The organism is Gymnodinialimonas ulvae (assembly GCF_037543845.1).
Lineage (GTDB): Bacteria > Pseudomonadota > Alphaproteobacteria > Rhodobacterales > Rhodobacteraceae > Gymnodinialimonas > Gymnodinialimonas ulvae.
Genome location: NZ_JBBIFX010000002.1, coordinates 637,532 through 664,306, shown reverse-complemented (window position 1 = coordinate 664,306; position 26,775 = coordinate 637,532). Strand labels below are relative to the sequence as shown.

At 63.0% G+C, this 26,775-nt stretch carries 24 protein-coding genes; 10 read left to right on the top strand and 14 right to left on the bottom strand.

Annotated elements, in window-relative coordinates; all coding sequences use genetic code 11:
- The first annotated feature begins 34 nt into the window (after nucleotides 1-34).
- The 6 genes from V8J83_RS13160 to V8J83_RS13135 are packed head-to-tail and all read left to right on the top strand — an operon-like array spanning nucleotide 35 to nucleotide 6,920.
- On the top strand, nucleotides 35-1,195 hold the full coding sequence (locus tag V8J83_RS13160) for an acyl-CoA dehydrogenase family protein (protein WP_339986855.1): 1,161 nt from the start codon (nucleotides 35-37) through the stop codon (nucleotides 1,193-1,195).
- Nucleotides 1,196-1,250: 55 nt separating this feature from the next.
- Entirely contained in the window at nucleotides 1,251-3,296 is a 2,046-nt protein-coding gene (locus V8J83_RS13155; protein WP_339986854.1) for an acetate--CoA ligase family protein, read from the top strand.
- On the top strand, nucleotides 3,293-4,078 hold the full coding sequence (locus V8J83_RS13150; RefSeq protein WP_339986853.1) for a carnitinyl-CoA dehydratase: 786 nt from the start codon (nucleotides 3,293-3,295) through the stop codon (nucleotides 4,076-4,078). The genes V8J83_RS13155 and V8J83_RS13150 overlap by 4 nt, the downstream gene beginning before the upstream one ends.
- Nucleotides 4,079-4,987 (top strand): 3-dehydrocarnitine:acetyl-CoA trimethylamine transferase BcoG, encoded by a 909-nt coding sequence (bcoG, locus tag V8J83_RS13145; protein WP_339986852.1) that lies wholly within the window; start codon nucleotides 4,079-4,081, stop codon nucleotides 4,985-4,987.
- Nucleotides 4,984-5,523, top strand: coding sequence for a lipocalin family protein (locus V8J83_RS13140; RefSeq protein WP_339986851.1), 540 nt, complete (start codon nucleotides 4,984-4,986; stop codon nucleotides 5,521-5,523). The genes bcoG and V8J83_RS13140 overlap by 4 nt, the downstream gene beginning before the upstream one ends.
- Nucleotides 5,520-6,920, top strand: a complete 1,401-nt coding sequence (locus V8J83_RS13135; RefSeq protein ID WP_339986850.1) for a carnitine 3-dehydrogenase — start codon at nucleotides 5,520-5,522, stop codon at nucleotides 6,918-6,920. The genes V8J83_RS13140 and V8J83_RS13135 overlap by 4 nt, the downstream gene beginning before the upstream one ends.
- 265 nt (nucleotides 6,921-7,185) lie before the next feature.
- Here V8J83_RS13135 and V8J83_RS13130 read toward each other — a convergent pair whose 3' ends face one another.
- The 3 genes from V8J83_RS13130 to V8J83_RS13120 form a co-directional block, all read right to left on the bottom strand.
- Nucleotides 7,186-7,611, bottom strand: a complete 426-nt coding sequence (locus tag V8J83_RS13130; RefSeq protein ID WP_339986849.1) for an ester cyclase — start codon at nucleotides 7,609-7,611, stop codon at nucleotides 7,186-7,188.
- A 193-nt stretch (nucleotides 7,612-7,804) separates the two neighbouring features.
- Complete coding sequence (locus tag V8J83_RS13125) at nucleotides 7,805-8,206, bottom strand: VOC family protein (RefSeq protein ID WP_339986848.1); 402 nt, start codon at nucleotides 8,204-8,206, stop codon at nucleotides 7,805-7,807.
- 7 nt (nucleotides 8,207-8,213) lie between these two features.
- Nucleotides 8,214-8,768, bottom strand: a complete 555-nt coding sequence (locus V8J83_RS13120) for a thioredoxin family protein (protein ID WP_339986846.1) — start codon at nucleotides 8,766-8,768, stop codon at nucleotides 8,214-8,216.
- 131 nt (nucleotides 8,769-8,899) lie between these two features.
- On the opposite strand from V8J83_RS13120, the gene V8J83_RS13115 reads away from it, so the two are divergent.
- Nucleotides 8,900-9,904: a type I glyceraldehyde-3-phosphate dehydrogenase gene (locus V8J83_RS13115; RefSeq protein ID WP_339986845.1), complete on the top strand. Its 1,005-nt coding sequence runs from the start codon at nucleotides 8,900-8,902 to the stop codon at nucleotides 9,902-9,904.
- 11 nt (nucleotides 9,905-9,915) lie between these two features.
- Nucleotides 9,916-11,364: an NAD-dependent succinate-semialdehyde dehydrogenase gene (locus tag V8J83_RS13110; protein ID WP_339986844.1), complete on the top strand. Its 1,449-nt coding sequence runs from the start codon at nucleotides 9,916-9,918 to the stop codon at nucleotides 11,362-11,364.
- Nucleotides 11,365-11,436: 72 nt separating this feature from the next.
- Here V8J83_RS13110 and V8J83_RS13105 read toward each other — a convergent pair whose 3' ends face one another.
- From V8J83_RS13105 to V8J83_RS13060, 10 genes are all read right to left on the bottom strand, one after another.
- Nucleotides 11,437-13,329, bottom strand: a complete 1,893-nt coding sequence (locus V8J83_RS13105; protein ID WP_339986843.1) for a beta-galactosidase — start codon at nucleotides 13,327-13,329, stop codon at nucleotides 11,437-11,439.
- Nucleotides 13,326-14,165: an SMP-30/gluconolactonase/LRE family protein gene (locus V8J83_RS13100; protein WP_339986842.1), complete on the bottom strand. Its 840-nt coding sequence runs from the start codon at nucleotides 14,163-14,165 to the stop codon at nucleotides 13,326-13,328. The genes V8J83_RS13105 and V8J83_RS13100 overlap by 4 nt, the downstream gene beginning before the upstream one ends.
- Nucleotides 14,162-14,779 carry a 2-dehydro-3-deoxy-6-phosphogalactonate aldolase gene (locus V8J83_RS13095; RefSeq protein WP_339986841.1) on the bottom strand — a complete coding sequence of 206 codons (618 nt, stop codon included), beginning with the start codon at nucleotides 14,777-14,779 and terminating at the stop codon, nucleotides 14,162-14,164. The genes V8J83_RS13100 and V8J83_RS13095 overlap by 4 nt, the downstream gene beginning before the upstream one ends.
- Nucleotides 14,780-15,691 carry a 2-dehydro-3-deoxygalactonokinase gene (locus V8J83_RS13090; protein WP_339986840.1) on the bottom strand — a complete coding sequence of 304 codons (912 nt, stop codon included), beginning with the start codon at nucleotides 15,689-15,691 and terminating at the stop codon, nucleotides 14,780-14,782. It abuts the gene before it with no gap.
- Nucleotides 15,688-16,458, bottom strand: a complete 771-nt coding sequence (locus V8J83_RS13085) for an SDR family NAD(P)-dependent oxidoreductase (RefSeq protein ID WP_339986839.1) — start codon at nucleotides 16,456-16,458, stop codon at nucleotides 15,688-15,690. The genes V8J83_RS13090 and V8J83_RS13085 overlap by 4 nt, the downstream gene beginning before the upstream one ends.
- Nucleotides 16,455-18,569: an alpha-galactosidase gene (locus tag V8J83_RS13080; protein ID WP_339986838.1), complete on the bottom strand. Its 2,115-nt coding sequence runs from the start codon at nucleotides 18,567-18,569 to the stop codon at nucleotides 16,455-16,457. The genes V8J83_RS13085 and V8J83_RS13080 overlap by 4 nt, the downstream gene beginning before the upstream one ends.
- The gene (locus tag V8J83_RS13075) at nucleotides 18,569-19,426 is read right to left on the bottom strand and encodes a carbohydrate ABC transporter permease (protein WP_339986837.1); all 858 of its coding nucleotides are present in this window, start codon (nucleotides 19,424-19,426) and stop codon (nucleotides 18,569-18,571) included. The genes V8J83_RS13080 and V8J83_RS13075 overlap by 1 nt, the downstream gene beginning before the upstream one ends.
- Before the next feature lie 4 nt (nucleotides 19,427-19,430).
- Nucleotides 19,431-20,480: a carbohydrate ABC transporter permease gene (locus V8J83_RS13070; protein ID WP_339986836.1), complete on the bottom strand. Its 1,050-nt coding sequence runs from the start codon at nucleotides 20,478-20,480 to the stop codon at nucleotides 19,431-19,433.
- A gap of 60 nt (nucleotides 20,481-20,540) precedes the next feature.
- Nucleotides 20,541-21,038, bottom strand: a complete 498-nt coding sequence (locus tag V8J83_RS13065) for a hypothetical protein (protein ID WP_339986835.1) — start codon at nucleotides 21,036-21,038, stop codon at nucleotides 20,541-20,543.
- A 132-nt stretch (nucleotides 21,039-21,170) separates the two neighbouring features.
- The gene (locus V8J83_RS13060) at nucleotides 21,171-22,433 is read right to left on the bottom strand and encodes an ABC transporter substrate-binding protein (protein ID WP_339986834.1); all 1,263 of its coding nucleotides are present in this window, start codon (nucleotides 22,431-22,433) and stop codon (nucleotides 21,171-21,173) included.
- A 144-nt stretch (nucleotides 22,434-22,577) separates the two neighbouring features.
- Between V8J83_RS13060 and V8J83_RS13055 the strand changes: the two genes are divergently transcribed.
- Both V8J83_RS13055 and V8J83_RS13050 read left to right on the top strand, forming a co-directional pair.
- A complete protein-coding gene (locus V8J83_RS13055; protein ID WP_439649788.1) occupies nucleotides 22,578-23,402 on the top strand; it encodes an IclR family transcriptional regulator in 825 nt (274 codons plus the stop codon).
- 23 nt (nucleotides 23,403-23,425) lie between these two features.
- Nucleotides 23,426-24,481, top strand: a complete 1,056-nt coding sequence (locus V8J83_RS13050) for an ABC transporter ATP-binding protein (protein ID WP_339986832.1) — start codon at nucleotides 23,426-23,428, stop codon at nucleotides 24,479-24,481.
- 9 nt (nucleotides 24,482-24,490) lie between these two features.
- Here the strand turns inward: V8J83_RS13050 and V8J83_RS13045 are convergent, their stop codons facing one another.
- Nucleotides 24,491-26,743 carry a glycosyltransferase family 2 protein gene (locus V8J83_RS13045; protein WP_339986831.1) on the bottom strand — a complete coding sequence of 751 codons (2,253 nt, stop codon included), beginning with the start codon at nucleotides 26,741-26,743 and terminating at the stop codon, nucleotides 24,491-24,493.
- Nucleotides 26,744-26,775 lie beyond the last annotated feature (32 nt).

Sequence of the window (26,775 nt, the reverse complement as noted above, 5' to 3'; positions counted from 1 at the left end):
GCTGATCCCTGCGGGAGACAAGGGAGGTGCGGTCATGCATTTCGGGCTGAGCGATGAGCAGGAGATGATCGTCTCCACCGTGCGTAGCTTCGTGGAAAACGAGATCTACCCGCACGAGGCGGAGGTCGAACGCACCGGTATCGTGCCGCACGATCTGGCCCAGACGCTGAAACAGAAGGTCATCGACCTTGGGTTTTATGCCTGCAACTTTCCCGAAGCGGTCGGCGGTGCGGGGTTGAGCCACCTCGATTTCACGCTGGTCGAACGCGAACTGGGGCGCGGCTCGATGGCGTTGACGCATTTCTTTGGACGTCCGCAAAACATCCTGATGGCCTGCGAGGGGACGCAGCGCGAGCAATACCTTCTGCCTGCGGTCCGCGGCGAGCGGATGGATGCGCTGGCGATGACCGAACCGGACGCGGGATCAGACGTGCGGGGCATGAAATGCACGGCGGTCCGAAACGGCGGCGATTGGGTTCTCAACGGGTCGAAACACTTCATCTCGGGTGCTGACCACGCGGATTTCTTTATCGTTTTCGTGGCCACTGGCGTTGATGACACGCCGCGCGGACCGAAGAAGCGGATCACCTGTTTCCTTGTGGATCGCGGGCATCCAGGCTTCGCGGTGCGGGCCGGATACAACTCGGTCAGTCACCGGGGATACAACAATTGCATTCTTGAATTCGACGATTGTCGCCTGCCGGATAGACAGGTTCTGGGCGAGGTTGATGGCGGTTTTGCCGTAATGAACGAATGGCTTTATGCGACGCGCCTGACCGTGGCCGCGTTCAGCGTGGGGCGCGCGCGGCGGTGTTTCGACTACGCGCTCAATTACGCCGCTGAGCGCAAGCAATTCGGGCAAGCCATCGCCAAGTTCCAAGGCGTGAGTTTTCAGGTCGCCGACATGATCACCGAGATTGATGCCGCCGATTTCCTGACGTTGGCGGGGGCCTGGCGGTTGGATGAGGGCCTGTCTGCAAACCGGGAAATTGCCTCGGCCAAGGTCTACGCAACCGAGATGCTCGCGCGGGTGACCGATACGACGCTGCAGATTTACGGCGGCATGGGGTTGATGGATGATTTCCCCATTGAACGGTTTTGGCGCGATGCGCGGGTCGAGCGGATTTGGGACGGGACCAGCGAGATACAGCGCCACATCATCTCGCGCGATCTGTTCCGCCCGTTGGGCGCTTGAAGGCAGGCGGTGGGATTATGCGTTTTCAAGGAGCAACGATGGGCGGATCAGCGCGATGAGTGATCTGTCGCGGGTGTTGCGGCCCGCGCATATCGCCGTCGTGGGCGGCGGCACCTGGTGCGAGAATGTCATCCGCGAATGCCGGGCGTTCGGGTTTTCCGGGCCGATCTGGCCCGTGCATCCAACCCGCACAGAGGTAAGTGGAGAAGTCGCATTCACCTCGGTCGCGGAGCTGCCGCAGGCGCCGGATGCCTGCTTCATCGGTGTGAACCGCCATGCCACGGTGGAGGTTGCGCGCACGCTGTCGCGGCGCGGCGCCGGTGGCGCGGTTTGCTTTGCGTCGGGGTTTAAGGAGGCGTTGGAGGAATTGGCCGACGGCGGCGCGGTACAGTCTGCATTGCTTGAAGCGGCGGGCGACATGGCGATCTTGGGGCCAAATTGTTATGGCTTTATCAACGGCTTGGACCAGGTGGCACTTTGGCCGGATCAGCATGGCATGGTGCCGGTGGAGCGGGGCGTGGCGATCATCACGCAATCATCAAACATCGCGCTGAACCTGACGATGCAGAAGCGCGGCCTGCCGATTGCCTATCTGCTGACAGCAGGCAATCAGGCGCAGGTCGATTTGGCCGACCTCGGGATGGCGGCGTTGGCCGACGACAGGGTGACGGTGCTGGGGCTGCATATCGAAGGGATCGGCGACATTCGTCGCTTCGAGGCATTGGCGGAGGCCGCGCGGCAGGCAGGCAAAGCGATCGTTGCGCTCAAAATTGGCGCATCGGACCAGGCGCGCACAGCGACCGTGTCGCACACCGCGTCGCTTGCGGGCAGCGCGGCGGGATCCGACGCACTCCTTGACCGATTAGGCGTGCGGCGGGTGACGTCATTGTCGGTCATGCTGGAGGCGTTGAAGCTCTTGCATGTCACCGGGCCGTTGCCGTCGAACCGCATCGCCTCGATGTCCTGCTCGGGCGGTGAGGCCAGTTTGATGGCCGATACGGCGATAGGCCGGGATGTGGTTTTCCCTCCATTGAATACGGCACAGAAAGGCGACTTGCGCGCGGCACTTGGCCCGAAGGTCGCTTTGGCCAATCCTCTTGATTATCACACGTACATCTGGGGGAATCGTGGGGCCATGGCATGCTGTTTCAGCGCCATGATGGACCCATCGCTGGCGCTTGGGTGCGTGGTTTTGGACTTTCCCCGCGCGGACCGCTGCGATGCGTCGCAATGGGACATTGTGATCGACGCGATCCGCGATGCGATGGCGGCGCGCGGCGTGCCGATTGCCGTGGTTTCCAGCTTACCTGACACGATGCCCGAAGAGGTCGCCCGGTCGCTCATCGCCGAAGGCATTCCGGCGCTTTGCGGCCTCGAAGATACCCTGTCCGCGATTGCGCAGGCGGCCAGGCCGGTCCCGGAGGCGGCGCCAATGCCGGTGGTGATCCCGGTTCGCGGCGCGCAAGATGCCGCCGCATTTGGGTTGAGCGAGGCGGAGGCAAAGATCGCTTTGGCGGCGCATGGCCTCAGTGTTCCAAAGTCGGTGCGGGCGCAGGGCGTGGACGAGATCGCACCATCCGCATCATTGTTGAACGCACCCCTCGCGCTGAAGGGCGAAGGGTTCGCGCATAAATCCGAAGCTGGTGCCGTCGCCTTGAATCTGGCAACACCTGACGACGTGGCAAGCGCCGCGCGTGCGATGCCGTCCACGGATTTTCTTATAGAAGAAATGGTAGCCGGCGGCATTGCCGACCTGCTCATCGGAGTCGTTCATGATGCGGCGCATGGCTTCGTTCTCACGCTCGGGGCTGGCGGTACGTTCACGGAGCTTTTGAACGATACGGCGCATCTGCTTCTGCCGGTCGATGCGGATGCGATATCGCAAGCGCTTGACGGCTTGGTTATCGCCCCGACACTGTGCGGATATCGCGGCGCGGCGTCTGTCGATCGGCAAGCGATTGTCAACGCGGCTCTCGCCGTGCAGGACTACGTCATCACCAATGCGGCGCAGGTGTTGGAGGTTGAAATAAACCCCCTGATCTGTACGCCATCCGCAGCCGTTGCCGTCGACGCCCTGATCCGATTGAGGGAGGCCCCATGACCGACAAACCGATCAAGACACAGCGCCGTGGGCATGTGCTGGAGGTGACGCTCGACCGCCCCAGGGCCAACGCGATCGACCTTGCGACCAGTCGGATCATGGGGGAGGTTTTCACCGAATTTCGCGATGATCCCGACCTGCGCGTGGCGCTTGTGACCGGGGCGGGCGAGAAGTTCTTTTGCCCCGGATGGGACCTCAAGGCCGCGGCCGACGGCGATGCGGTGGATGGTGATTACGGGGTTGGCGGCTTTGGCGGGCTGCAGGAATTGCGTGGGCTGAACAAGCCGGTGATTGCGGCGGTAAACGGGATCTGCTGTGGCGGTGGACTGGAGCTGGCGTTGAGCGCAGACATCATTCTTGCCGCCGATCATGCCAGTTTCGCACTTCCGGAAATCCGATCCGGTACAGTGGCAGATGCGGCGTCGATCAAGTTACCGAAGCGCATACCCTATCACATCGCGATGGAGATGCTGTTCACCGGGCGCTGGTTGGAGGCCGATGAAGCCGCAAGGTGGGGGTTGATCAATCACATCTACCCCGCCGCCGACTTGATGGAAAAGGCGCGCGAGATGGCGGACCTGCTCGCCGCCGGGCCACCGCTTGTCTACGCGGCGATCAAGGAAGTGGTGCGCGAGGCCGAAGACATGAAATTCCAGGACGCGCTCAACAAGATTACCAAGAGCCAGTTCGAGACGGTCGAACGACTCTATCGATCGGAAGATCAACTCGAAGGCGCACGGGCCTTTGCCGAAAAACGCGACCCGGTCTGGAAGGGGAAATAGATGCCGCTCACCATGAACAAGGACGTCTTCATCACCTGCGCCGTTACCGGCTCGGGCGCGACGCAAGACCGCTCACCGCATGTGCCGCGCTCCCCCACACAGATCGCAGACAGCGCCATCGACGCCGCCAAAGCGGGTGCTGCGATCGTGCATTGCCATGTGCGCGATCCGGAGACGGGCGCGCCGTCGCGTGACCTCAAGCTGTACCGCGAGGTGACGGAGCGCATTCGGGATGCAGAGGTTGATGTGGTTCTGAACCTGACCGCGGGTATGGGCGGTGACATCGTTTTCGGCGGCACCGACGCGCCGCTGCCTGCGGCCGCGGGCACCGATATGGTGGGCGCGGCGGAGCGTGTGGCCCATGTGGCTGAATGCCTGCCCGAGATTTGCACGCTGGATTGCGGCACGATGAACTTTGCCGAAGCCGATTACGTGATGACCAACACGCCCGGCATGTTGCAAGCGATGGGGCGGATGATGACCGATCTGGGCGTGAAACCCGAGATCGAGGCGTTTGATACGGGGCACCTTTGGTACGCCAAGCAGCTGGTCGCCGATGGCGTGTTGGAGGCCCCTGCCCTTGTGCAGCTGTGCATGGGAGTTCCGTGGGGGGCACCGGATGACCTGAATACGTTCATGGCGATGGTCAATAACGTGCCCGACGATTGGACGTTCAGCGCATTCGCTTTGGGCCGCAACCAGATGGCCTATGCGGCAGCGGCGGTTCTTGCGGGCGGCAATGTGCGGGTCGGGTTGGAGGACAACCTTTGGCTGGAGAAAGGCGTATTGGCGACGAATGCGCAACTGGTCGAACGCGCGGTCGGTGTGGTTGAAGGCATGGGCGCACGGGTCATTGGGCCTGCGGAGGTGCGTGAAAGGCTGGGTCTGGTAAAGCGGGCGCCGGCATGAAGGTTCGCGCGCTCCTGAGTTTTGCAAGCATCCTCGCGGTCGCGGCGTGCGACGTGGCATTTGGGCCCTCATATCGTGACGACACCGTGCAGATTGCCTCAGCGGCGGCGTTCGATCCGAGCCGCTATGTTGGGCGCTGGTATGAGGTCGCCCGCTATCCGAACCCGTTCCAATCCGACTGCCCCGGCGCGATTGCCGAATATGGCCTATCAGAAACACCCGGCGTCTTGACGGTGACAAACCTGTGCCTGGACGCCAGCGGGCAAGAGATCGACCGGATTATAGGAACAGCCACAGACGAGGGGCTCGGGCGGCTATCCGTGCGCTTGCAGGGTGTGCCGGTTGCAGCGCCCTATTGGGTGTTGTGGGTCGATGAGGGGTATCGCACGGCGGTGGTCGGTGCGCCGAACGGACGGGTTGGCTGGATCCTCAACCGCGATCCCGAAATCCCGCCCGATCGGCTGGCGGCAGCGCGGGAGGTGTTGGATTTCAACGGCTATGACCTTGGCCAATTGCAGCGGAGCGTGACGCCATGAAAGCCGCGATCATCGGAGGCGGCGTAATTGGCGGTGGATGGGCCGCGCGGTTCTTGCTCAACGGTTGGGATGTGGCGGTGTTCGACCCGGACCCTGAGGCGGAGCGCAAAATCGGCGAAGTCCTCGCCAACGCGCGACGGGCCCTGCCGGCGCTTTATGACAGGGCGTTGCCCACCGAGGGCGCATTGCGGTTTTGCGACTCCTTGGCCGAAACCGTGACCGAGGCGGATTGGGTGCAGGAGAGCGTACCGGAGCGGCTCGATGTGAAGCACACGGTGCTGGCGGAATTGGACGCGGCAGCTCCGGCGGAGGCTGTGATTGCGTCGTCGACGAGCGGTTTCAAACCGTCGGAATTGACTGCCAAGGGTGCGCGCGCGATCGTGGCGCATCCGTTCAATCCGGTCTATCTGCTGCCGTTGATCGAGCTGGTCGGCGAGGCCGAGACCTGCGGTCGGGCGCAGGCGATCCTGCGGGAGGTGGGGTTTTATCCACTCCATGTACGCAAGGAAATCGACGCGCATATCGCGGATCGGTTCCTTGAGGCAGTCTGGCGCGAGGCGCTTTGGCTGGTGAAGGACGGGATCGCGACGACGGAGGAAATCGACGAAGCGATACGGATGGGTTTTGGCCTGAGATGGGCGCAAATGGGCCTTTTCGAGACCTACCGCGTGGCGGGGGGTGAGGCGGGGATGGAACATTTCATGGCACAGTTCGGGCCATGTCTCAGCTTTCCATGGACCAAATTGATGGATGTGCCGGAGTTCACCGACGCGTTGGTCGCGCTGATCGCGGGACAATCGGATGCGCAATCCGGTCATCTTTCGATCCGCGCGCTGGAGCGGCTGCGCGACGACAATCTGGTGGGAATTTTACGGGCGCTGAAGCATTCCGGCGCGGGGGCCGGGGGCGTTGTGAACGCCCATGAGGCGAAGCTGGCGCAGGCCGGGATGCCGGTGACACTGGACCGGCAGATCCCGCAGGGGTGGACCGACTACAACGGGCATATGAACGAGGCGCATTACCTGGAGGCGGGGTCGAAGGCGACGGACCGGTTCATGGAGATGGTCGGCGCGGATGCGGAATATGTGGCATCGGGCCTGAGTTACTTCACGGTGGAGAACCACGTGCGGTATCTGGCGGAGGCGCATGCGGGGGACCGGCTCCGGGCGGAGACGCGGCTGTTGGAAGGGGCAGGCAAGAAGCTGCACCTTTTCCATACGCTGTTGCGGGGCGATGGGGAGATGGTGGCAACGGTAGAATCGTTCCTGCTTCATGTCGATCTCGGGACGCGGAAATCCTGCCCGCCGACGGAAGCGGTTCAGCGGGCGCTGGCGGAGGTGGCCGAGGCGCAGGCCGGCCTGCCTGTACCGGACGGCGCGGGCAAGGTCGGGCGGTAGGATGGACATGGGTGCCCAAGGTTGAGCACGCGTGATCCAACGCCTTCATTTCACGTAAGCTGTTGAAAAATATGAATGCAGGGTCGGGAGACATTTCTAGAATTATAGAAATGTTTTGGGGTGATAACCGCCCTGATGGAGCAAGGCATTTCGCCCGAAATCTGCTCGGGCCGGACTGTGTTACTGCTATGGACCAAGTGAGCCCGAGGGTCCGCTTTATAGAAAGAAGCCTGCGGGACGTGCTGTTCAGGAAGGGGTCACTGCGTCAATCAACCAACCCCAATTGGCGGGCAATCGTTGCGCTGTCATAGTAATCGCGGCCTTCTACCACCATTCCATCTTTGACTTTCATCACGGAACAATAGCGTACTTCGGCTTTCTTTCCCGTTGGTTGAAAATCCCCAAGGCTCGAACGCAGGACGCCGGCATGAATGCCGGTATTGCGGAACTCAACGGTTGCCCATTCTCCGCATTGGCTCACAATTACATTCTCGACTTCGCACAGACCGTCTGGAAACGCTTCCCGCCACCGATGGTAGTCTTCTTTGTAAGCCTCCTTCCCGGTCAGCTTTTCTTGACGCGCGATATCTTCGAAGTCACAATCATCCGAAATGATCTCTGCCCCGCGGTCAGGATCGCGCATGCCCCATGATTCGTGAAACTGGCGAACAATTCTTTCTGTGGGATGCATGAAATACGTCTTTCGGCATTGGTTGCTGGTTTGGCTTCGCGTAAATTGTAGTGGCGCTCGTTGCTCAGCGGTCAATGGTAGATATTCGTGCAGCCCGCAGCATAGGTAAGTTTGGGCTCCCAATCGGTCGTTCGCTCCGCCCCTTACACTCCCATCAACCGCTACCTGGCCGAGCTTCTGGTATCCGCGCCCCCTACAACGCGCCCTGGATCGCGTCGGCCGTCGCGAACAGCGCCAGTTTGTTGCCCTGCGGGTCGCGCAGGTATGCAACGTAGAATGACGCTCTATAGGCGGCGCGGATACCGGGGGGGCCTTCATCGGTGCCGCCAGCATCCAGCGCGGCGGTGTGGAGGGTTCGGACCTGTACGGGCGTCGACGCCTCGAACGCGACCATGGTGCCGTTGCCGGGGGTGGCGGGATCGCCGTTGAAGGGCCGCTTTATGTAGAGATCGGGAGAAGCCGGGGCGTTGGGCGGAATGAAGCTTAGGTCGCCTTGATAATGCTCCAACATGTATCCGAGCGGCAGGAGAAGCGCGGAATAGAACCTTTCCGCTGCATCCATGTCTTCAGCACCGAGTGTCACGTAGGCGATCACCGGCGCCTCATGCCGCCCATTTGATCGAACAACCCATGGACGGGATCTGTTCGCGCGGACCGTGGCCGGTTTCAGCGACTTGTTTCATCGCCTCATAAAGATCGCGCCGTGCGGCCGGCGGGGCAGGTTGGACGCGGGAAGCGTCGAGTTGACCGCGGTATTGCAGGCCAAGAGCTGCGTCAAAGCCGAAGAAATCGGGCGTACAGACGGCGTTGTAGGCGCGCGCGACGCTCTGGTCGGCATCGTGGAGATAGGGGAACGGAAAGGCATGGTCGCGGGCCGTGCGGGCCATGTTTTCGAAATTGTCGGACGGATAGGCGACGGGATCGTTTGAGCAGATCGCAGCGACGCCGACGCCCATGGTTCGCAGGTCGGTGGCGTCGCGGATCATGCGGTCGAGGATCGCGAGGACGAAGGGGCAATGGTTGCAGATAAACATGATCAGCGTGCCCTTGGACCCGGCGATGTCGCCAAGCGCATAGTCTTTGCCATCTGTGGCAGGCAGGGAAAAGCCCGTCGCGGGCCAGTTGAAATCGCAAACAGGGGGTGTGAGGGCGGCCATGGCGGGTCCTTTTGTGCAGGTTTGCATCACTCTGACTGCTAACGCCAATCAAGGAAAGCCATTGGACCAGAGGGCCGGGTTGCTTGCACCTTGGGGCGGCGCAAGGCATCACTCGAAGCGAAGGAGACGGCATGACCATCCGCGTGGCAATCAACGGGTTCGGGCGCATCGGGCGTTCTGTTCTGCGGGCGTGGATGCTTGGCGGCGGACGGTTGGGGCCGCATTGGCCCGAGATCGAAATCGTGGCGGTGAATGATATCGCCGACGCGGCGACATGCGCGTATCTGTTCGAATTCGATAGCATTTTTGGCGCCTATCCGGGCGAGATTTCGGTTCAGGGCGATGCGCTGATCGTGGACGGGCGGCGCATCCGGTTGAGTATGGAGCGCGATGCGGGGGCGTTGGCGTTGGACGGCGTGGACGTTTTTATGGAATGCACTGGGCGCGGCACGCGGGAGGTGGCGGAGGCCGCCTTGGCCGCGGGCGCGGCGCGCGTGTTGGTGAGCGGGCCCGCGGTCGCGCCGGACTTGACGCTGGTTCTTGGGGCCAATCACGAGGCAATGAGCCCGGCGCATCGGATCGTGTCGAACGCCTCGTGTACAACGAATGCGCTGGCGCCGTTGGTGCGGTTGATCGACGAGACCTGGGGGCTGGATTCGGGGCTGATGACGACGGTGCATTGCTACACCGGCAGCCAACCCACGGTGGACATGCCGATGCGCGATGCGGCGCGGTCGAGGGCGGCGGCGTTGAGCATGGTGCCCACCACAACCTCGGCTGAGGCATTGGTTGATGTCGTGTTGCCGCATCTGGCGGGCCGCGTGACGGGATCGGCGGTGCGGGTGCCGTCGGCCTCGGTGTCCTGCGTCGATCTGGCGGTGATGACGCGGGAGATGCCGGGCGCAGAGGCGGCGGCGGCGTTTTTGGCGGAACAGGCGGGCGGGATCATCGGTTACACGGACAAGCCGTTGGTGAGCGCGGATCTGCGGGCGCGGCCGGAATCGCTGATCGTGGCGGGGCCGGAGATCAAGCGATCGAAGGGCGGCCTGTTGCGCGTCTTCGGCTGGTACGACAACGAATGGGGATTTTCCTGCCGGATGCTCGATGTGGCCCGGTTGATGGGGTGCTTGGATTAAGGAGAGACGAGATGGCCGATTGGCAAAGCTGGAAGAAGGAAGCCGCCTATGTGGGCGGGGCGTGGATCGGCGCGGACAGCGGCAAGACGATCGACGTCACGAACCCCGCGACGGGGGATGTGCTCGGGACGGTGCCCGCCTGCGGCGCGGCAGAGACCAAGCGCGCGATTGACGCGGCGGCCGAGGCGTTCGACGGACTGGCGGGCATGGGCCTGATGGATCGGGTGGGATTGTTGTGGAAGTTGCACGACGCTTTGATGGACAACCAGGCGGCGTTGGCGGAATTGCTGACGGTGGAGATGGGCAAGCCATTGGCCGAAGCGATGGGCGAGATCGCGATTGGCGCGCAATATGTGCGCTGGTTCGCCGAAGAAGCGCGCCGCGCGAAGGGCGAGATTGTGCCTGCGGGTGTGAACGGGCGGCGCATTTTGGTGACAAAGCATCCGGTGGGTGTGGTGGGGATGATCACGCCGTGGAATTTCCCGTCCTCGATGCTGGCGCGCAAGTTGGCCCCGGCGTTGGCGGTGGGCTGCCCGGTGGTGGCGAAACCGGCGACAGCGACGCCCTATAGCGGGCTGGCCTGGGCCGCGTTGGCCGAAGAGGTGGGCTTTGCATCCGGTGCGGTGAATGTCCTGACCGGATCGGCGCGCGACATTGCGGGCGCGATGATGGACGATTTCCGCGTGCGCAAAGTGACGTTCACTGGATCAACGGAAGTTGGCAAGGAGTTGATCCGGCAGAGCGCGGATACGGTCAAGAAAGTGTCGATGGAATTGGGTGGCAACGCGCCGTTCCTCGTGTTCGACGACGCCGATCTGGACAAGGCGGTCGAGGGCGCGATGGTGTCGAAATACCGCAATTCCGGGCAGACCTGCGTCTGTGCGAACCGGATTTACGTGCAGGCGGGCGTCCATGATGCATTTGTCGAGAAGCTGGTCGAGAAAACCCGCGCCTTGAAGGTGGGAGACGGACGCGAGGATGGCGTCGAACAAGGGCCGCTTATCGATATGGATGCGGTTGAGAAGGTTGAAGAGCTTTTGAATGACGCCAAGGCCAAGGGGGCCGAGGTGGCCTGCGGCGGGGCGCGGCATTCCAATGGCGGGTCGTTCTTTGAACCGACGGTTTTGACGGGGGCAACGCCGGAGATGGCCTTCGCCAAGGAAGAGATCTTTGGACCGCTTGCCCCGGTATTCCGCTTCGAGACCGAAGATGAGGGGATTGCGATGGCCAATGACACGGTCTTCGGGTTGGCGTCCTATGCCTATACGTCGGATCTTGGGCGGGCGTTCCGGCTCAACCAAGGGCTGGCCTATGGGATGATCGGGATCAATTCCGGACTGATCACCACCGTCGAGGCGCCGTTTGGCGGGGTCAAGGAAAGTGGCCTCGGCAAGGAAGGCGGATCGCAGGGGCTCGAGGATTACCTGGAGACGAAATACGTCTGCATTGACGGGATTTGAGACGTTTCGACGTGCGAGGGGCGCGGCCACTCGTGCTCCCCGAGGTATTTCTGAAGCAAAGAGGGGCAGACGTCAGGTCCAGAGGACGCCGGCGGGCGGTAGGGTTTGGCCGTTGTACTCGACCGGGTCGGGGCCATGGTTGAAGATGAACAGCGTTTGCCCGGCATCCCGGATGCGGATGTCTTTTGGCAATGGGATGGGGCTCAGGCCCGCATCTTTGGCCGCGCGCATCAGGATGCGTTTGAGCGCTGCGGCGTCGGGCCAGGCGGCGAGATAGCTTAGGGCGCCCGTGCTGGCCATGAGGGGGCGGTTTTGTGCGTCGGTCTCGAGGATTTCGGCGGTGGTTTGGACTTGCTCGCGCCAAAGTTTGTAATAGCCGCCATCCGAAAAGGGCTCGGGTGCGTCGGGGCGGAGCGTTTCGACGCGGGAGATCGTCAGATCAAGGCCCGGGATGTTCGGCGGCAGCGGCACGGCGATGGTCAGGTTGGCCGTTTTCGCATTGGTGCGGGGGCCGAGAATGACTTGCGCCTGCGTAGAGGTCAGGGCGGATTTGAATGCCTCGGTCAGGGTGATCACGCCGGGGACAAGTACGAGTTTGTAGCCGTGTAAATCCGCCGTGTCGGGTGGGATGATATCGATGCTGAAGCCCAATTGTCGGAGGCCTTTGTAGGTTTCGAACACCAGTTGGAAATAGTCGCATCCTGAGCCTTGGGGTTGCGTTTCCCAAGCCCATTGAGCGGTGTAGTCAAAGATCAAGGCGACGGGGGCCTGTGACTGTTCGACGGCGGCCATGTCTTTGATTTCGCTTGCGACTTGCGCAGCTTCGGCGAAGCCTTCGGCCTCGATGCCGTCGGGGCGCAGGAGGCCCGCGTGGTATTGCTCCTGCGCGAATGGGGCTTGGCGCCAGCGGAAATATGCGACGCATTCGGCGCCGTGGGCAAAGGCCTCCCATGTCCAGAAACGGACCATGCCGGGTAGTGGTGCGGGGTTTGAGGGCGCCCAGTTCACAGGACCGGGTTGTTGTTCCATGACCCACCAACGCCCCGCCTTTCCAACCGCGCGGTAAAGGTCGTGGTGGAAGGCCTGGAAGTCGGGATCGCCCTGGCGGGCATAGTGGCGTTGATCTTCGGGGGAGGCGCCGACACGATCTTCGAGGAAGCCCAGAGGATAGCTGTCCCATGTGGCGATTTCCATTTGGCGGCCGAGGTCGAAATGGTCGAATTCAGTGACGCGGCCCATGTAATTGTGGCTGATCGGGGAGTCGGAATGGGCGCGAATGGTATCGACCTGCGCGCGGTTGAAGCGCGCAACCTGATCGGAGGTAAAGCGGCGAAAATCGAGGACGTGGGCGGGGTTGGGTTCGGTGACGGTCAGGTTCGGCAAATCGATGTCGTCGAAGGATTGGTATTCCATCGACCAGAAGACATTGCCCCAGGCACGGTTCATGGCGTCGGGGGATTGGTAGCGATGCGAGAGCCAGTCGCGGAAGGCGTCGCGGGCGGCATTCGAATAGCTGATTGTGGTATCGTGGCAGCCATATTCATTGTCGGTTTGCCAGGCCGCGACGCGAGCGCCGAAGCGTTCGGCCAGGAGGCGGGTGATGCGCACGGCCTCGGAGCGGTAGCTGTCGTGGGAGAAGCAATAGTGGCGGCGGGAGCCGAATTTGCGGGTGTGGCCGTTGGCGTCGACGGCCAGCATGTCGGGGTGTTTGGTGAGCATCCAACGCGGCGGCGTTGCGGTGGGCGTGCCGAGGACGACCTTGAGGCCCGCGTCGGTGAGCGTGGTGATGGCGCGGTCGAACCAGTCGAAGTTCAGATCGTCAGGGGTGGGTTCAAGCCGGGACCAGGCAAATTCGCCGATGCGGACCCATGTGAGGCCGAGATCGGCCATGCGGCGGGCATCGTCAGCCCAGATCTCTTCCGGCCAGTGTTCGGGGTAGTAGCAGGTGCCGAGAGTGCGTTTCATAACAGGACTTGATGTTCCGCCTGGCCCTGGAACGAGACGTTGATACGGAGCGTTCGGCCGGAGGCGGGCGCGGCGTCGATGGCGGCGCCGGGCATGCCCTGGCGCGCGGAGGTCACGTAGAGCGCGCCATCGCCATAGGCGGGGCATGTGGGTTGCGGGACGGGGAGTGCGATTTCTTCTACAAGACTTCCAACGAGGTCATAGCAGGCCACCCGCGAGCCGCCCCATTCGGCGCAGAGGAACCGGCCATCGGCATCGACGATGGCACCGTCAGGGTTCACGTCGGTGCCGCGATGATCAAGATAGATCTCGGGGTCCGGTTCAGGCCAGCCATCGGGCCCGAGCGTGTAGCGCCAGACGATCTGCTCTGCGGTGTCGGCGAAATAGGCGTAGCGGTGATCGGGGGTGAAGCAGGTGGCGTTGGGGATGGTGACGTTGTCGCGGATCAGGCGCAATTCGCCCCGGTGGAAGCGGTAGAGCGCCCCTGCCCCGGGTTCGGCCTCGTGACCCATGGTGCCGATCCAAAAGCCGCCGAACGGATCGGCGCGGCCATCGTTGGAGCGGGTGGCGGCATTGTCGGCCTCCAGCGGCAGGACATGTTCCGAAGCGCCATCGCGCAGGTCGAAGAGGAAAAGGTCTGTCTCGGACGCGACGAGCAGACGGTTTTCATCGACCCAGCCGGCGGCAGATACGGTGCGGTCGAACTGCATCTGATGGCCGATCGTCAACAGCCTGTGGTTGAGAATATCAAACCAGATCAACTGTTTGCGCAGCGGATGCCAAAGCGGCCCCTCGCCCAGGAGACAGGCGCGATCATCATGGATCGAAACATTCATATCAGCGGGCCCTTGGTGGCGGTGTCGTAGGCTGCGACGATTTTGGTGGCACGGGTGGCGATTTCCTCGGGCGACATGCCGGGTGTATAGAGCGCGGAGCCGATGCCGAAGCCATCGGCGCTGGCTGCGATCCATTGGGCGAAGTTCTCAGGGCCTGCACCGCCGACGGCGTAGACCTGGGTGCCGGTCGGCAGGACCGCGCGCAGGGCCTTGAGGCCGGACGGACCCGCCATGTTGCCAGGGAAGAGCTTGAGGCCAGTGGCGCCCGCGTGCAGGGCGGCGAAGGCTTCGGTGGGTGTGAAAATGCCGGGCCAGGCAGCGAGGCCGTGTTCGACGCTGGCCTCGATCACATCGGTGTCGGCGTTGGGAGAGACGATGAGCGTACCGCCAGCGGCCTTCACATCGTTGACCTGTGCGACACTCAGGACTGTACCGGCCCCGATGGTGGCGCGATCGCCGCAGGCCTCGGCCATGGCGGCAATTGAGGCGAGCGGGTCGGGCGAATTCAGCGGCACTTCGATGGTCGTGATGCCAGCAGTGATAAGCGCATCGGTCGCGGCAACGGCTTCGGGCGGTGTGATGCCGCGCAGGATGGCGATGAGGTTGCGGGGCATTTATGCGGTCTCCGTCAGGGCAGCGTGGACACGAGCGAGACCGGCGCGGGTCAGAGGACCGGCATCAATGGTCTGGGCCACGACACCTTGGGTTTCAAGGGCGGCGGCATAGGCCGCGTTGAGGGACGGACTGCCCGCAATTGCAACCTCTTGACCCAGCCAATAGGGCTTGGTGGCGGCGAGCTCTGCACCGATCAAATAGCCCGACAACCGCACGCGCGCGGTGGCCCCAGAAAGGTCGTTCAGGACATTTTCGGCCCGCAGCGCGAACAGGCGCTGCGCCAGTCGCTCGGGGCGCGAAAGCGTGTCGGAGACGGCCTCGGCAAAGGCGGCATTGTCTTCGCCCTCACCGGTCACCGAATGGCGCAACACGGATTTCTCGGCCAGAAGCTGGAACAACTCACCCGTCATGCAAGTCTGAAAGCTGACGACCTCCCCGGCCGAGATATACACCCATTTGGCATGCGTGCCAGGCAGGCACAGGACACCGTCAAAGCCCGGCTGCGCCACAAGAAATCCGGCGATCTGGGTCTCTTCGCCACGCATGACGTCGGCCGGTTTGGCCTGCGACAGGCCGGGGATGATCCGCACGTTGAGACGCGCATCCTGGGTGGGAACCCTGACGGGCGTGAGAGCGCCGGGCGTGGCGGGGACGGCAACGTAGGGGGCCTCAAACCAGCCCTGACGCGCGCCGGCCATTCCACAGACGATGGCGTTGATGCGTTTCTGACCCAGCCACGGTTCGATCAGCTCGAGCAGCGCAGGCTCAAACCCGTCGCGCTCCAGCGTGCCCATGCCATCGTCGCTGCTGGCTTCGGCAACGGCGGTTTGGCCGCGCATCGCCCAGACACGCAGGTGGGTAGTGCCCCAATCGACGGCGATCCAATCGGCGTATGTGCTCTGCCCGCTCATCCGGTTGTCACCACGCCCCCGTCGATCACCATGCATTGGCCGGTCATCGCCTTGGAAATGCGCGAAGCAAGGAACAGCACGCCGCCTACGATATCGTCGGGCTTGAGATGTTCTTTCAGACACATGCGTTCCATATGCGCGTCGAGCCCTTCGGGCGAGGCCCACATCTCGAGCTGCTTGTCGGTCAGGACCCAGCCGGGCGCGAGCGCGTTGACGCGGATGTTGTCGGGGCCGAATTCGCGCGCAAGCGAACGGGTCATCGCGGTGATGCCGCCGTTGGCGGTGGTGTAGGCGGGGTAGCCCGCCATGCCCATCATGTAGCTGATCGAGGACATGTTGATGATCGCCCCGCCGCCCGCGTCACGCATCCCTTCGATCACGGCCTGACAGCCGAAGAAGTAGGATTTGAGGTTGATGTTCTGGGACCAGTCCCAGAAGGCCTCGTCCACGTCGGGGGTGTTGTGACGTTGATCGTTGGCTGCATTGTTGACGAGCACGGTCACGGAGCCATGGGCTGCGGCCGCCTCGGCGATGGTGGCCTGCAATTTCGGGGTGTCGGTGATGTCGCACACGAGGCCGAGGGGACGGGTGCCAGTCTTGGCTTCCATCTCGTCCATGAAAGCGTCGCTGGGGGACCGCTGCACATAGGCGACCTTCGCGCCCTGCCGCAGGAAGCCTTCGGTGAGCGCTGCGCCGATGCCGGAGCCGCCGCCGGTGATATAGACGGAGGCGCCGTCGAGGTCGGGAAACGTGGCGGTGTCGGTCATAGGATTTGTCCTTCGAGAACCCACATCGTGTCAGGGAAGTTCCATGGCAGGGTCAAGCCGTGATGCATGAGCCAGGCGCCGGAAACCTCTATGGGGTCTTTTTTAAGCGCGGGCTTGCCACGGCTGAGTGCGGGGGCGGTGCCCCGGTTCATAAGGGTGATGCGGTAACGTGCATCCGGATCAAGCGCAGTCAGGCGCAGGGGGCGCGGCGCGATCTGATCGGAGGTGCCGGCTTTGCCAGCGAAGACGACGAAGCGGTCCCCATCGCGCGTCATCTGCTGTTCGGCGATGACGGCGGGGTCGGCGCTGTCGAGGCGCAGGATATCGGCGCCGAGCATCCAGTCGCGGTTGTGTTTCCACCAGGCGGTGACTTCGCGCAGGACGGTCGCTTCATGGTCGTCTAATTCGCGCGGGTCCATCTCGAACCCCATATGACGCTGCGCGGCGACCCAGGCGCGGAACGAGATGTCGAAGACGCGACCAGAGGTATGGCAGCGGCGCGGCCCGACATGGGATCCGGTGACGGCAACCGGAAGGAACAGGGCCGCGTCATGTTGAATGCGCAGGCGTTCGAGGGCGTCATTGCTATCGGACAGCCAGACCCGTTGGGTGCGCTTCATGATACCGAAATCAATGCGCCCGCCGCCCGAGGCGCAGCTTTCGATTTCCACCTGCGGGAAGTCCACGCGCAGGCGGTCGATCAAGGCGTAAGAGCCGCGGGTTTGATCGGCGTCGGGCATCGGCAGGACGCGGTTGTGATCCCATTTGACGTAGTCGATGGGATGCGCGGCGAGGATCGCGGCCATGCGCCCGTAAATGAAATCGCGCACCTCGGGCAGGCCCATGTTGAGCGCCTTTTGCTGCCGCCCGAGGGTCTGATCCTCGCCGCCGAGGGCCCAATCGGGGTGGGCGCGGTGGATGTCGCTGTCGGGGTTGATCATCTCGGGCTCGAACCAGAGGCCGAAGGTCATGCCGCGCACGTGGACATGGTCGATCAAGGGGCCAAGGCCGTCGGGGTATTTGCGGGGGTCGACCTCCCAATCGGACAGGCTGCGGGTGTCGTCGTCGCGCTGGCCGAACCAGCCGTCGTCGAGGACGAACCGCTCTGCGCCGAGGTCGGCGGCCCGGTCCGCGATGTCTTTCAGGACATCGAGTTTATGGTCGAAATAGACCGCTTCCCAGCAATTGTAATGCACCGGGCGCGGGCGGTCGGGCTGCGGCCAGGTGACGATGCGGTCGCGCAGGTGGCGTTGGAACGACACCGCGCAGCCGTTCAGGCCGGCGGCGGAATAGGTCACGTATAGCGTTGCCGATTGGAACGAGGTCGCGGCGCGTGGTTCCATTCGGGCGGCATGGCCGAACTGGATCTGACGGCGGCCATCGGGAAGCTCTTCGGCGATCATCTTGTGCCCGCCGGACCAGCCGTAATGGAAGCCGTAGGCCTCGCCTTGGGTGTTGGTGCAGCCCGACAGCGGCACCACAAGCCCGGGGAAATGTTCATGCCCGGTGCGCCCGGTGCGGTTTTCACGGTAGCGCATGCCAGCCGACCAGGGGGTGCGGTTGGTCTGAAATTCACCGGTCCAGCGACCCGCGAAATCGATCATCTCGACGCTTTGCTGCGGCGCGGGCAGGACGGGGGCGGCGAGCCAGTGCAGATGCACGGGGCGGTCGGCCTCAAGCCGGGTCTTGGCGGTGATGATGCGGGTCGATGGATCGGTGGCGAAGTCGAAATGCAGGATCAGGCCGCTTGTCGCGTCGGCATAGGTGAGGGTCAGGGCGGTGTCGGTGGCTTTGTCTGATACGTAGCAGAACTTGGGCAGAAGCGGCGTGCCATCGCCATCTCGCAGGATCAGGCCGGGCTGTCCGGGAAAGGTGCGGATCGCTTCGGGGCAGAGCGATAGGTCGGGGTTTTCGTCAAGCATGCCGCCGGTGACGTCGATGGCGTGGGCGGCATGCAGGGTTTCGAGATTTTCGCCCGGCGGCAGGGGCGCACCCCAATAGACGACCTGCGGCAGGCGGTCGGCGGTGGCGGCCAGCACCATCGTCTGCCGTCCGCCATCGTCGAGCCGCCAGGTGCGGACAAGGGTGGTTTGCGTCGCCGTGCCGTCCATCACTTGACCGCCCCCAGGGTGAGCCCCGCGATGAAGTGTTTCTGCATCAGGAAGAACATCGCCACGGGCGGGATGGCGGCGACGATGCTGCCGGCGCTCATCAGGTGATACATCGCGCGGAATTGCGCGTTGAAGGCGGTGATGCCTGCGGTGACGGGTTGGCTTTCCGGGCTTTGGGTCAGGACGACGGCCCAGAAGAAATCGTTCCAGATGAACGTGAAGATCAGCACGCAAAGCGCGGCGATGGCGGGCTTCATCAAAGGTAGGACGACGTACCAGAAAATACGCCATTCGGAGACGCCTTCAACGCGGGCGGCCTCGATCAGGGGTCGCGGCAAGGCACGGATAAAATTGCGCATGAACAGCGTGCAAAACCCGGTCTGGAACGCGATGTGGAACAGGATCAGGCCCGCGCGCGTGTCGTATAGGCCCATCTGGTCGGTGAGATCGCGGACCGGCACCATGAGGATCTGGAACGGAACAAAGTTGCCCGCCACGAACATGAAGAAGATCAGCAGGTTGCCCTTGAAGCGGTAAACCCCCAGCGCGAAGCCGGTCATGCACGACAACGCAACAGCGCCAAACATGGTCGGCACGGTGATCACGACCGAGTTCCAAAGGTAGCGCGGCATGTCGGATTCCGCGAAGACCATCCAGTAGTTGGTCAGGCCCTCAAAGCCCCCCTCGCCCGTCGGCAGCCCCCAGTAATTGCCCTGGGTAAAGTCCTCGCCGGGTTTGATGGAAAACCACATCACTGCCAGAAGCGGGATCAGCCAGAGAAGCAGGACGATAGGCAGGGCGATTTTGTAGGTCACCTGCGCGCCGCTGGAATATTGCTGTATCGGACGGGGAAACATGTGCTCAGGCCCCCCGCTCGTCGCGCCACATCTTCCACAGGAAGCCAGCGATATAGATCATCATGATCAGGAACAGGATCACCGCGATGGCCGATCCGTAACCCATGCGGAAGCCAAATTCCGACAAGGCGACGTCGTACATGTAGAAGGCGAGAACCGAGGTGTTGTAGAAACCCGGTCCCCCATTGGTCATGATCGTGATGAGGTCAAAAGACCGCAACGCGCCGATCACCGTGACCACGATGGCGATGAAGGTGGCGGGCCAGAGCTGCGGCAGGACGACGTACCAGAGCATCTTGGGCCCCTTGGCACCATCAAGGCGCGCGGCCTCGATCTGTTCGGGGTCCACGCCGTTGAGGCCGGTGAGATAAAGGATCATGCAATAGGCCGTCTGCGGCCAGAGACCGGCGGCGATGATGCCGTAGGTGGCGAGCGTGTTGTCGCCAAGGACATTGATGCTCTCAAAGCCGAAGAAGATCAGGACCTGGTTCAAGAGCCCGTCATTGGGCAGGTAGAACCACGAAAACACGAGGCCCACGACGACCTGTGACAGCACGAACGGGAAGAAGAAGAGCGATTTGTAGAGCCGAATCCCGCCGACCGTCTGGTTCAGGAACAGCGCGATGAACAGGCCGCCGGGGATGGCCAGAAGGTAGGCCAGAAGCCAGATCACGTTGTTCTTGAGCGAGGTCCAGAAAAACGGGTCGCTCCAAAGGTTCTGGTAATTCTCGAGCCCGACGTATTCGGCGGTCCAGATCGTTTCACCGGTGAGCACGCAGCCCTCTTCCCGGCCCGCACGGTTGCCCAGCTCAAAGCAATCAAGGTCGGTCAGGCCGCTTTCGGCGGTGGCGCGGTATTCCGGGGAATAAAGCCCGTTCCATTCATAGGCGGAGATATAGAAGCTCTGGAAAATCGGGATGATGACGTAGACCGCGAAGAACAGGAACGCCGGCAGCAGAAAGAGCCACGGCGCGATGGCCTGTTGGCTGATCCGACGGCGGGGCGCGGGGGCAGGCGCATTGCGGAGCGGAGTATCTGTCGTAGCGCTGGCCATGCGGTCGATGTTCCTATCTGCGTCGTTTTGGGTCGCGTGATGCGCGGCGCGAGTAAACCCCTATGGGCACGCTTCAAACATCGCACCGATCATGTCCGACGATCCGGTCAGGTGCATGGTGAAGGTCGCGCCGGCAAGGGTAAGGGAGGCCTCGGACCCCTGTTGCAGGGCGGTGAAAAGCGGGTCGCTGCGCGATACGGTGAATTCGGGGTAACCGGCACCCAGCATTTCGGAATAGATCGCGCGCCCGGATACGGGGAAACTCTCGCCCCCAACCACAAACGCCGCGTCGAGGCGATCCTGTGCCGCAAGCCCTGTGAAGGGGTATTCCAAAGTCACCTGCACCGCGTCGCTTCCCGGACGACAGCGCATGTAGAACAGATCCTCTGAGGGGAAACATTGATTGTACGTGGCAATCCCGCCGCCACCTTGATTCACAAGGGTTGCAGTCCAGCGGAAGTCGTTGCTGCACGGCCCTTCCAAGCTCAATTCCGCGGCGGCGTCCTGCGTCCCGAGCCCCATGACGAGGATTGCGCAAATGGCAAAGTATCGAATCATTAGGAGACTCCATTTTGGGGTAGCAGCGGCGCTGAGTGGTGCGGCGGAAGCGTGGCGAAACCGAGAGACGCGGTTCGGACATGGCACAAGGGCCGCGCCGAATGTGACGCGGCCCTTGCAGATGTGGTCAGATCAGTAGATCCGGCTGCGCGCCTGTTCGAGGATCTGCAGCACCTGATCGAGCGTCGAGGGATCGACCATGAACTGCTGGAAGCCCTGCATGGCGACCTGCGCCATTTCCGCCGGGGCGTCGCGGTCGAAGAACTGCGCGATGCCGCCGGTTGCGTTGTTCGACAGCATGTCGAAGCCGGCGTTCAGGAATTCATCGTCATCAACGGCCGAATTGGCGTTGACCGGCAGCTGACCCAGGTTCTCACCGTTGTTGATGAGGGTCTGGTTCTCCGCCGAGGTTACGAACAGGAGGAACGCTTCGGCCGCTTCCACGTTGGCCGCGTTGGCCGCGACGTGGAACGTGTCGGTCGGTGCGTCTTCGCCCATCTCGATCGAGGCGTCGATCTGCGGGAACTGGTAGAAGCCCAGTTGATCATCGCTGAGACCCGCCTCGCGTAGCGGTGCCACGGCGAAGTTGCCCATCAGGTAGGAGGCGGCTTCGCCGTTCACCATGAAGGGCAGCGCCTCCTGCCAGGAGTAGGTCTGGTGATCGTCGATGAAGGCGCCCATGTCGATCAGGGTCTGCCAGTTTTCGAACGTGGCCCGCACGCGCGGATCGGTCCATTCGACTTCACCGGCGGTCAGCGCCATGTGGAAATCGTAACCGTTGGTACGCATGTTCAGGTAATCGAACCAGCCGCCGGCGGTCCAAAGGAACTTGGTGCCGATGGTGTAGCAGGCGCGCCCGCTGTCGATGATCGCCTGGCAATTTGCCAGTTCTTCTTCCCAGGTGGTCGGCGCTTCGAGGCCAAGCTCTGCGAAGATGTCCTCGCGGTAATACACGCCCCACTGGTAGTACGTGTAGGGCACGCCCCAGATGCCATCATCCATGGTCATCGAACCCTGGGTGGAGGCGAGCGTTTCGGTCAGCCCACTCTCTTCCCACAGGTCGGAGATGTCCATGAACAGGCCAGCGTCCACGTAGGGGGCCATGCGGTTTCCGGCGTACCAGTTCACCACATCGGCGGTGCCGGATTGCAAGACGTTGCGGATCTGCGTTTTCCACGCCTCGCGGTCGGTGATCACGAGGTTGATTTCTAGGTCAGGATGCTCGGCGCCGAAGCGTTCAACCATGCCTTCCATGACCGCGCGCGGGGCCGGGTTCGACATGTCCGAGAAGATGTTGAGCTCGCCCGACAATGCATGGCCGTCGGCGAATGCCGCGCCTGAAAGCATCGTGGCAGACGCCAGCGCAACAGCGCCGGTTTTGAAGATGGATCGCATGGTGTCCTCCCTGGTGATCCGGTCTGATAGTCAGTTTCATTATGTGAAACTTGGTTTCTTATATTGAAATCCTACACGGACTCGGCCTAGGGTTGTCAACAGCAAAGCGCCCAGGCAGGCCCAAAGGCGCAGAAATCATCTCGAATGAAAAGACTGTCGAGGCAAGCAACGGGAGGGAGCGCTGTGGCGACGGATGCCGGCGACGGAACGGTCGGAAAGGCCCTTGCGGTGCTTGATACCGTGGCGTCCTACGGGAGGCCCGTGCGTTTTGGCGAATTGCTGGCCGACAGCCCGTTTCCGAAGGCAACGCTTTATCGGTTGATGCAAGTCCTGACCAAGCAAAGCATGCTGACCTATGATCCCGACCGACAGACGTACACGCCGGGCCTGCGCCTCGTGCGGCTCGCCCATGCCGCGTGGCAGAGCGCGTCACTGGCCCCGGTCGCCCGGCCCTACCTTGAAGCGCTCTCCTCCGAAGTCGGCGAGACGGTGCACCTTGCGCAGCTGGATGGCGGGCAGGTCCTTTACGTCGACAAGATCAATGCGCGCGAGCCGCTGCAGATGTATTCGCAGGCCGGTAAGGTCGGGCCCGCCTATTGCACCGGGGTCGGCAAGGCGATGGTCGCCTTCTTGCCGGAGGCCGAGCAGGATCCGATCCTGCGCCAGCAAAGCTACCATCCGTTCACGCTGCATACGCTGGCGTCACCCGACGCCTTGCAGGCCGAGCTTCGGGCCATTGCCGCGCGCGGCCATGCCTATGATCGCGAAGAACACGAGCCGGGCATCATCTGCGTGGCGGTCCCGATCCTGACGCGGGCGGGCCGGGTTCTGGGCGCGGTATCGGTGACATCGTCGACCGAACGCACGACGCTTGCACAACTCGACACACATCTGCCGCGTATCCACGACGCGGTTTCGGCGATTGCAGGGGAGGCGCAGGATTGGCGCTTTCCCGACGCCGCAGAATAACACCGGGATAGGAGGAGACCGCGATGTCGGGCCTGCAACTGAGCGATGTCATCAAGCGCTACGGCCAGACGCAGGTCATCCACGGGGTCGATTTGACCATCGAGGATGGCGAGTTCTGCGTGTTCGTGGGGCCGTCGGGCTGCGGCAAGTCCACGCTTTTGCGCATGGTCGCGGGGTTGGAGAAAACCACGAGCGGCACGATCCAGATCGGCGCGCGCGATGTGACGCGGGCGGACCCGGCGGAACGTGGCGTGGCGATGGTGTTCCAGACCTATGCGCTCTACCCGCATATGACAGTTGAGCAGAACATGGGGTTCGGGCTGAAGATGACCGGCCACCCCGCGACCGAGATCAAGCAGAAGGTGGCCGAGGCATCGCGGATCCTGAAGCTGGATGATTACCTGGCACGAAAGCCCGCGGCCCTGTCTGGCGGGCAGCGGCAAAGGGTTGCCATCGGGCGCGCGATTGTGCGGGGGCCGGAAGTGTTCCTGTTCGATGAGCCGCTGTCGAACCTCGACGCGGAGCTGCGGGTCGAGATGCGGGTGGAGATCGCGCGGCTGCACAAGGAAATCGGGGCCACGATGATCTACGTGACCCACGATCAGGTCGAGGCGATGACGCTGGCCGACAAGATCGTGGTGCTGCGTGCGGGCTTCATCGAGCAGGTCGGCGCGCCGCTTGATCTTTACAATGACCCGGACAACAAATTCGTCGCAGGGTTCATCGGCAGCCCTGCGATGAACTTTTTCGACGGTGTGTATGCGGGCGGGACGGTGACGGTGCCCGCGCTTGGTGGGGTCACGCTCCGTGCGCCCGAAAGCCTGGACGCCGATGGCCCGGTGACAGTGGGTCTGCGGCCGAACAAGGTGGCCTTGGGCAAAGGCGACACCCATCAAATCGACCTGTCCGAGCAGCTTGGCGGGATCAGCTATCATTATGTGACCGCACCCGATGGGGCGCGGATCGTTGTAGAAGCGCATGATCAGAGAGCGCCCGCGCCGGGGTCGAAGATCGGGCTTCGGTTCGAGGCCGAGGATGCCTATTTCTTTGACGCAGAGACAGAGCAGCGCTTGCGCTGAGCGGGTTGGTTATTCTGCTGCGACCTGGTGCAGTCGGTCCGGGTCAATTGTTGAGAAAAGACGCGCTGCGGCACCGGATTTCGGCTCAAGCGGGACCGTGATGCCATTGGGTGCATCGCGCAGAGCCTCACCCTGCGCCCCGAGCGAAAAGCCCGCAACCGGCAGACCCGTGGCCAGCGCCTCCCGCGTCGCGAAGGAGAAGGTTTCGGGCCAGACGGCGGGCATGAGCCAGGCGCGAATGCCGTAGAGCTCAGTGAGCTCAGTGATCTCGTCGCGGTCATAGCCGCCGTGGATTACCACATTGCGCGGCAGGGGAATGGTGCTGTCGACATGTCCGATCACGACGAACGTTTGGCGCGGGCGCGCCATCGCAAGTTCGCGGATCAGGAGCGCGCCTTTCTGGATATTGAGATTGCCGAGGATGCCGATACGGCGGCCGGCTTGCGTGTCGAGGGGACGGACGGGCACGGGACGTACATGGGGGCGAACCGTGACGTTGGCCCCTTCAAACGCTTGCGAAAACAGGTCCGCGGAGGCTTGGGAAAAGCTCGTGATCTCATCGCAGGCTTCGACAAGTTGGCCCCAGGCCGCGCGCCAATCCGCCAGCGTCATATGGGTGCCGTCGGGGCGGCGAATGATGTGGCAGGGGTCCGACGTGTCGGGCGCAGGCACCCCAGCAAAGCCATCGCGGCCCATGAGCGTATAAGAGGGCGAGAGCGGAAAGTAGTCATGCAGGCGCATCATCATTCGATCCGCGCGATCGGTGCGGCGCAACGACAGGAGTGCTGCGGGCAAGCCGATTGGATCGGAATCGCCTACGCCGCACGAATAGATCAGGTCGAGCGCCTTGGCCGGGGCCAACAGGCGACGCACGAGGTCAAGGTCATCAGTGCGCCCGGTTACGATTTCATCGGCGACATGCACTTCGATCAGCCAACGGCGTTGCCCCCCCACGCGCAAAACGATACCAGCCGGGCGGCCCGACAGCTCCGCTCGCAGTGCCGCTTCGGCCCCGCCGCCAAGTGCATGCGCCAAAAACACCGGCATCCGCGGACTCCGGGCGGCAGCCAGGGCCACCGCCAGCGCCAACCGGGGTGTGGCCAATGCATCGTTTGCGATGAAGCGCTGAACCTCGGCGTCGTAGCGGGGATAGCGACGCGAAATCAACGCCCCAGCCGCCCGGATGCGGGCGCGTTTTTCCGCTGAGCCAAAGCTTTGACCTCCGACATGTTCGACGAACAGCGCCGGTTGGGCGAGGTGGTGCGCCCCCAGTGCCCGGGTCTTTTGGCACCAGTCGACCTCTTCCCCGTAGCCGCGCCCGAAGGTCGGGTCCAATTGCGGCACCTTTTCCAGCCAATGCCGCGACAGGGCCATGCAGAACCCAACGCCGGTTGGCAGTTCCGGCAACGGCACGGCACCAAGCCCCTGCGCGATGGTGTCGATTTGTGCGGCTTCGCCTTCGGCCAGAGAAACGCCCGGGCCGATAGACGGCACCGAGAGGATCTCTGCCGCATTGGACATCGGCGTCACGGAGGCGACCGATGGGTCCGACAACGGAGCGCAAAGGCGGCTGGCCCAGTTGGGGGGAACCATCGCATCGGAATTCAGCAAGACTATCGGGCCGGTTCCGCCGCTTTTCTGCAGGTGCTCCAGGCCGGTGTTGACCGCAGCCACAAAGCCTTGGTTGGCCTCTTGGCACAACAAGGTCACGCGTCCCACTCGGGCCTTGGCCCATTGCGTCAACCATGGACGGACGGACCGATCAGTAGAGGCATCTTCTACCAGCACAAGATGCCAGTTCACGTCGGTGTGCTGTTCGACGCGTGACAGACACCGCTTCAGAAGGTCGAAAGCGTTGAAGACCGGCAAGAGGATCGTGACCTCATCTGTCGGAGCGGCCGCAGCGGTTTTCGGTTCTTCGAGCAGCCAAGCGCGTTCAAGATCGGCACCGCGTGATGCAAGTTCCAACCCCAGGACGCGTTTTATATCGGCTTTCGCCCGGTCAGTCGGATCGCGCGCGTAGCGCAGGAACGCGGGAAGCGCACGGCACAGATCCCGTAGGAAGGCACGGTGAAGACGCCCCTGAGCCTGCGCGCCGACCGGATCGGAAGGATGCGGGATGGGGGCGGACTGCACGGTGCCATCTTCGCACATGAGATCCAGTGTGATCTGCCGCGCGGTGGCTGGTATGGCGACGGAAAACCCCTGATCCGCCGGCCCGCCCCTGAGCGCCGAGACGTCGGGGCGCGGAAGATCGGGCATGACGCCGACCGTACCCCCTGGCCAGCGCAACT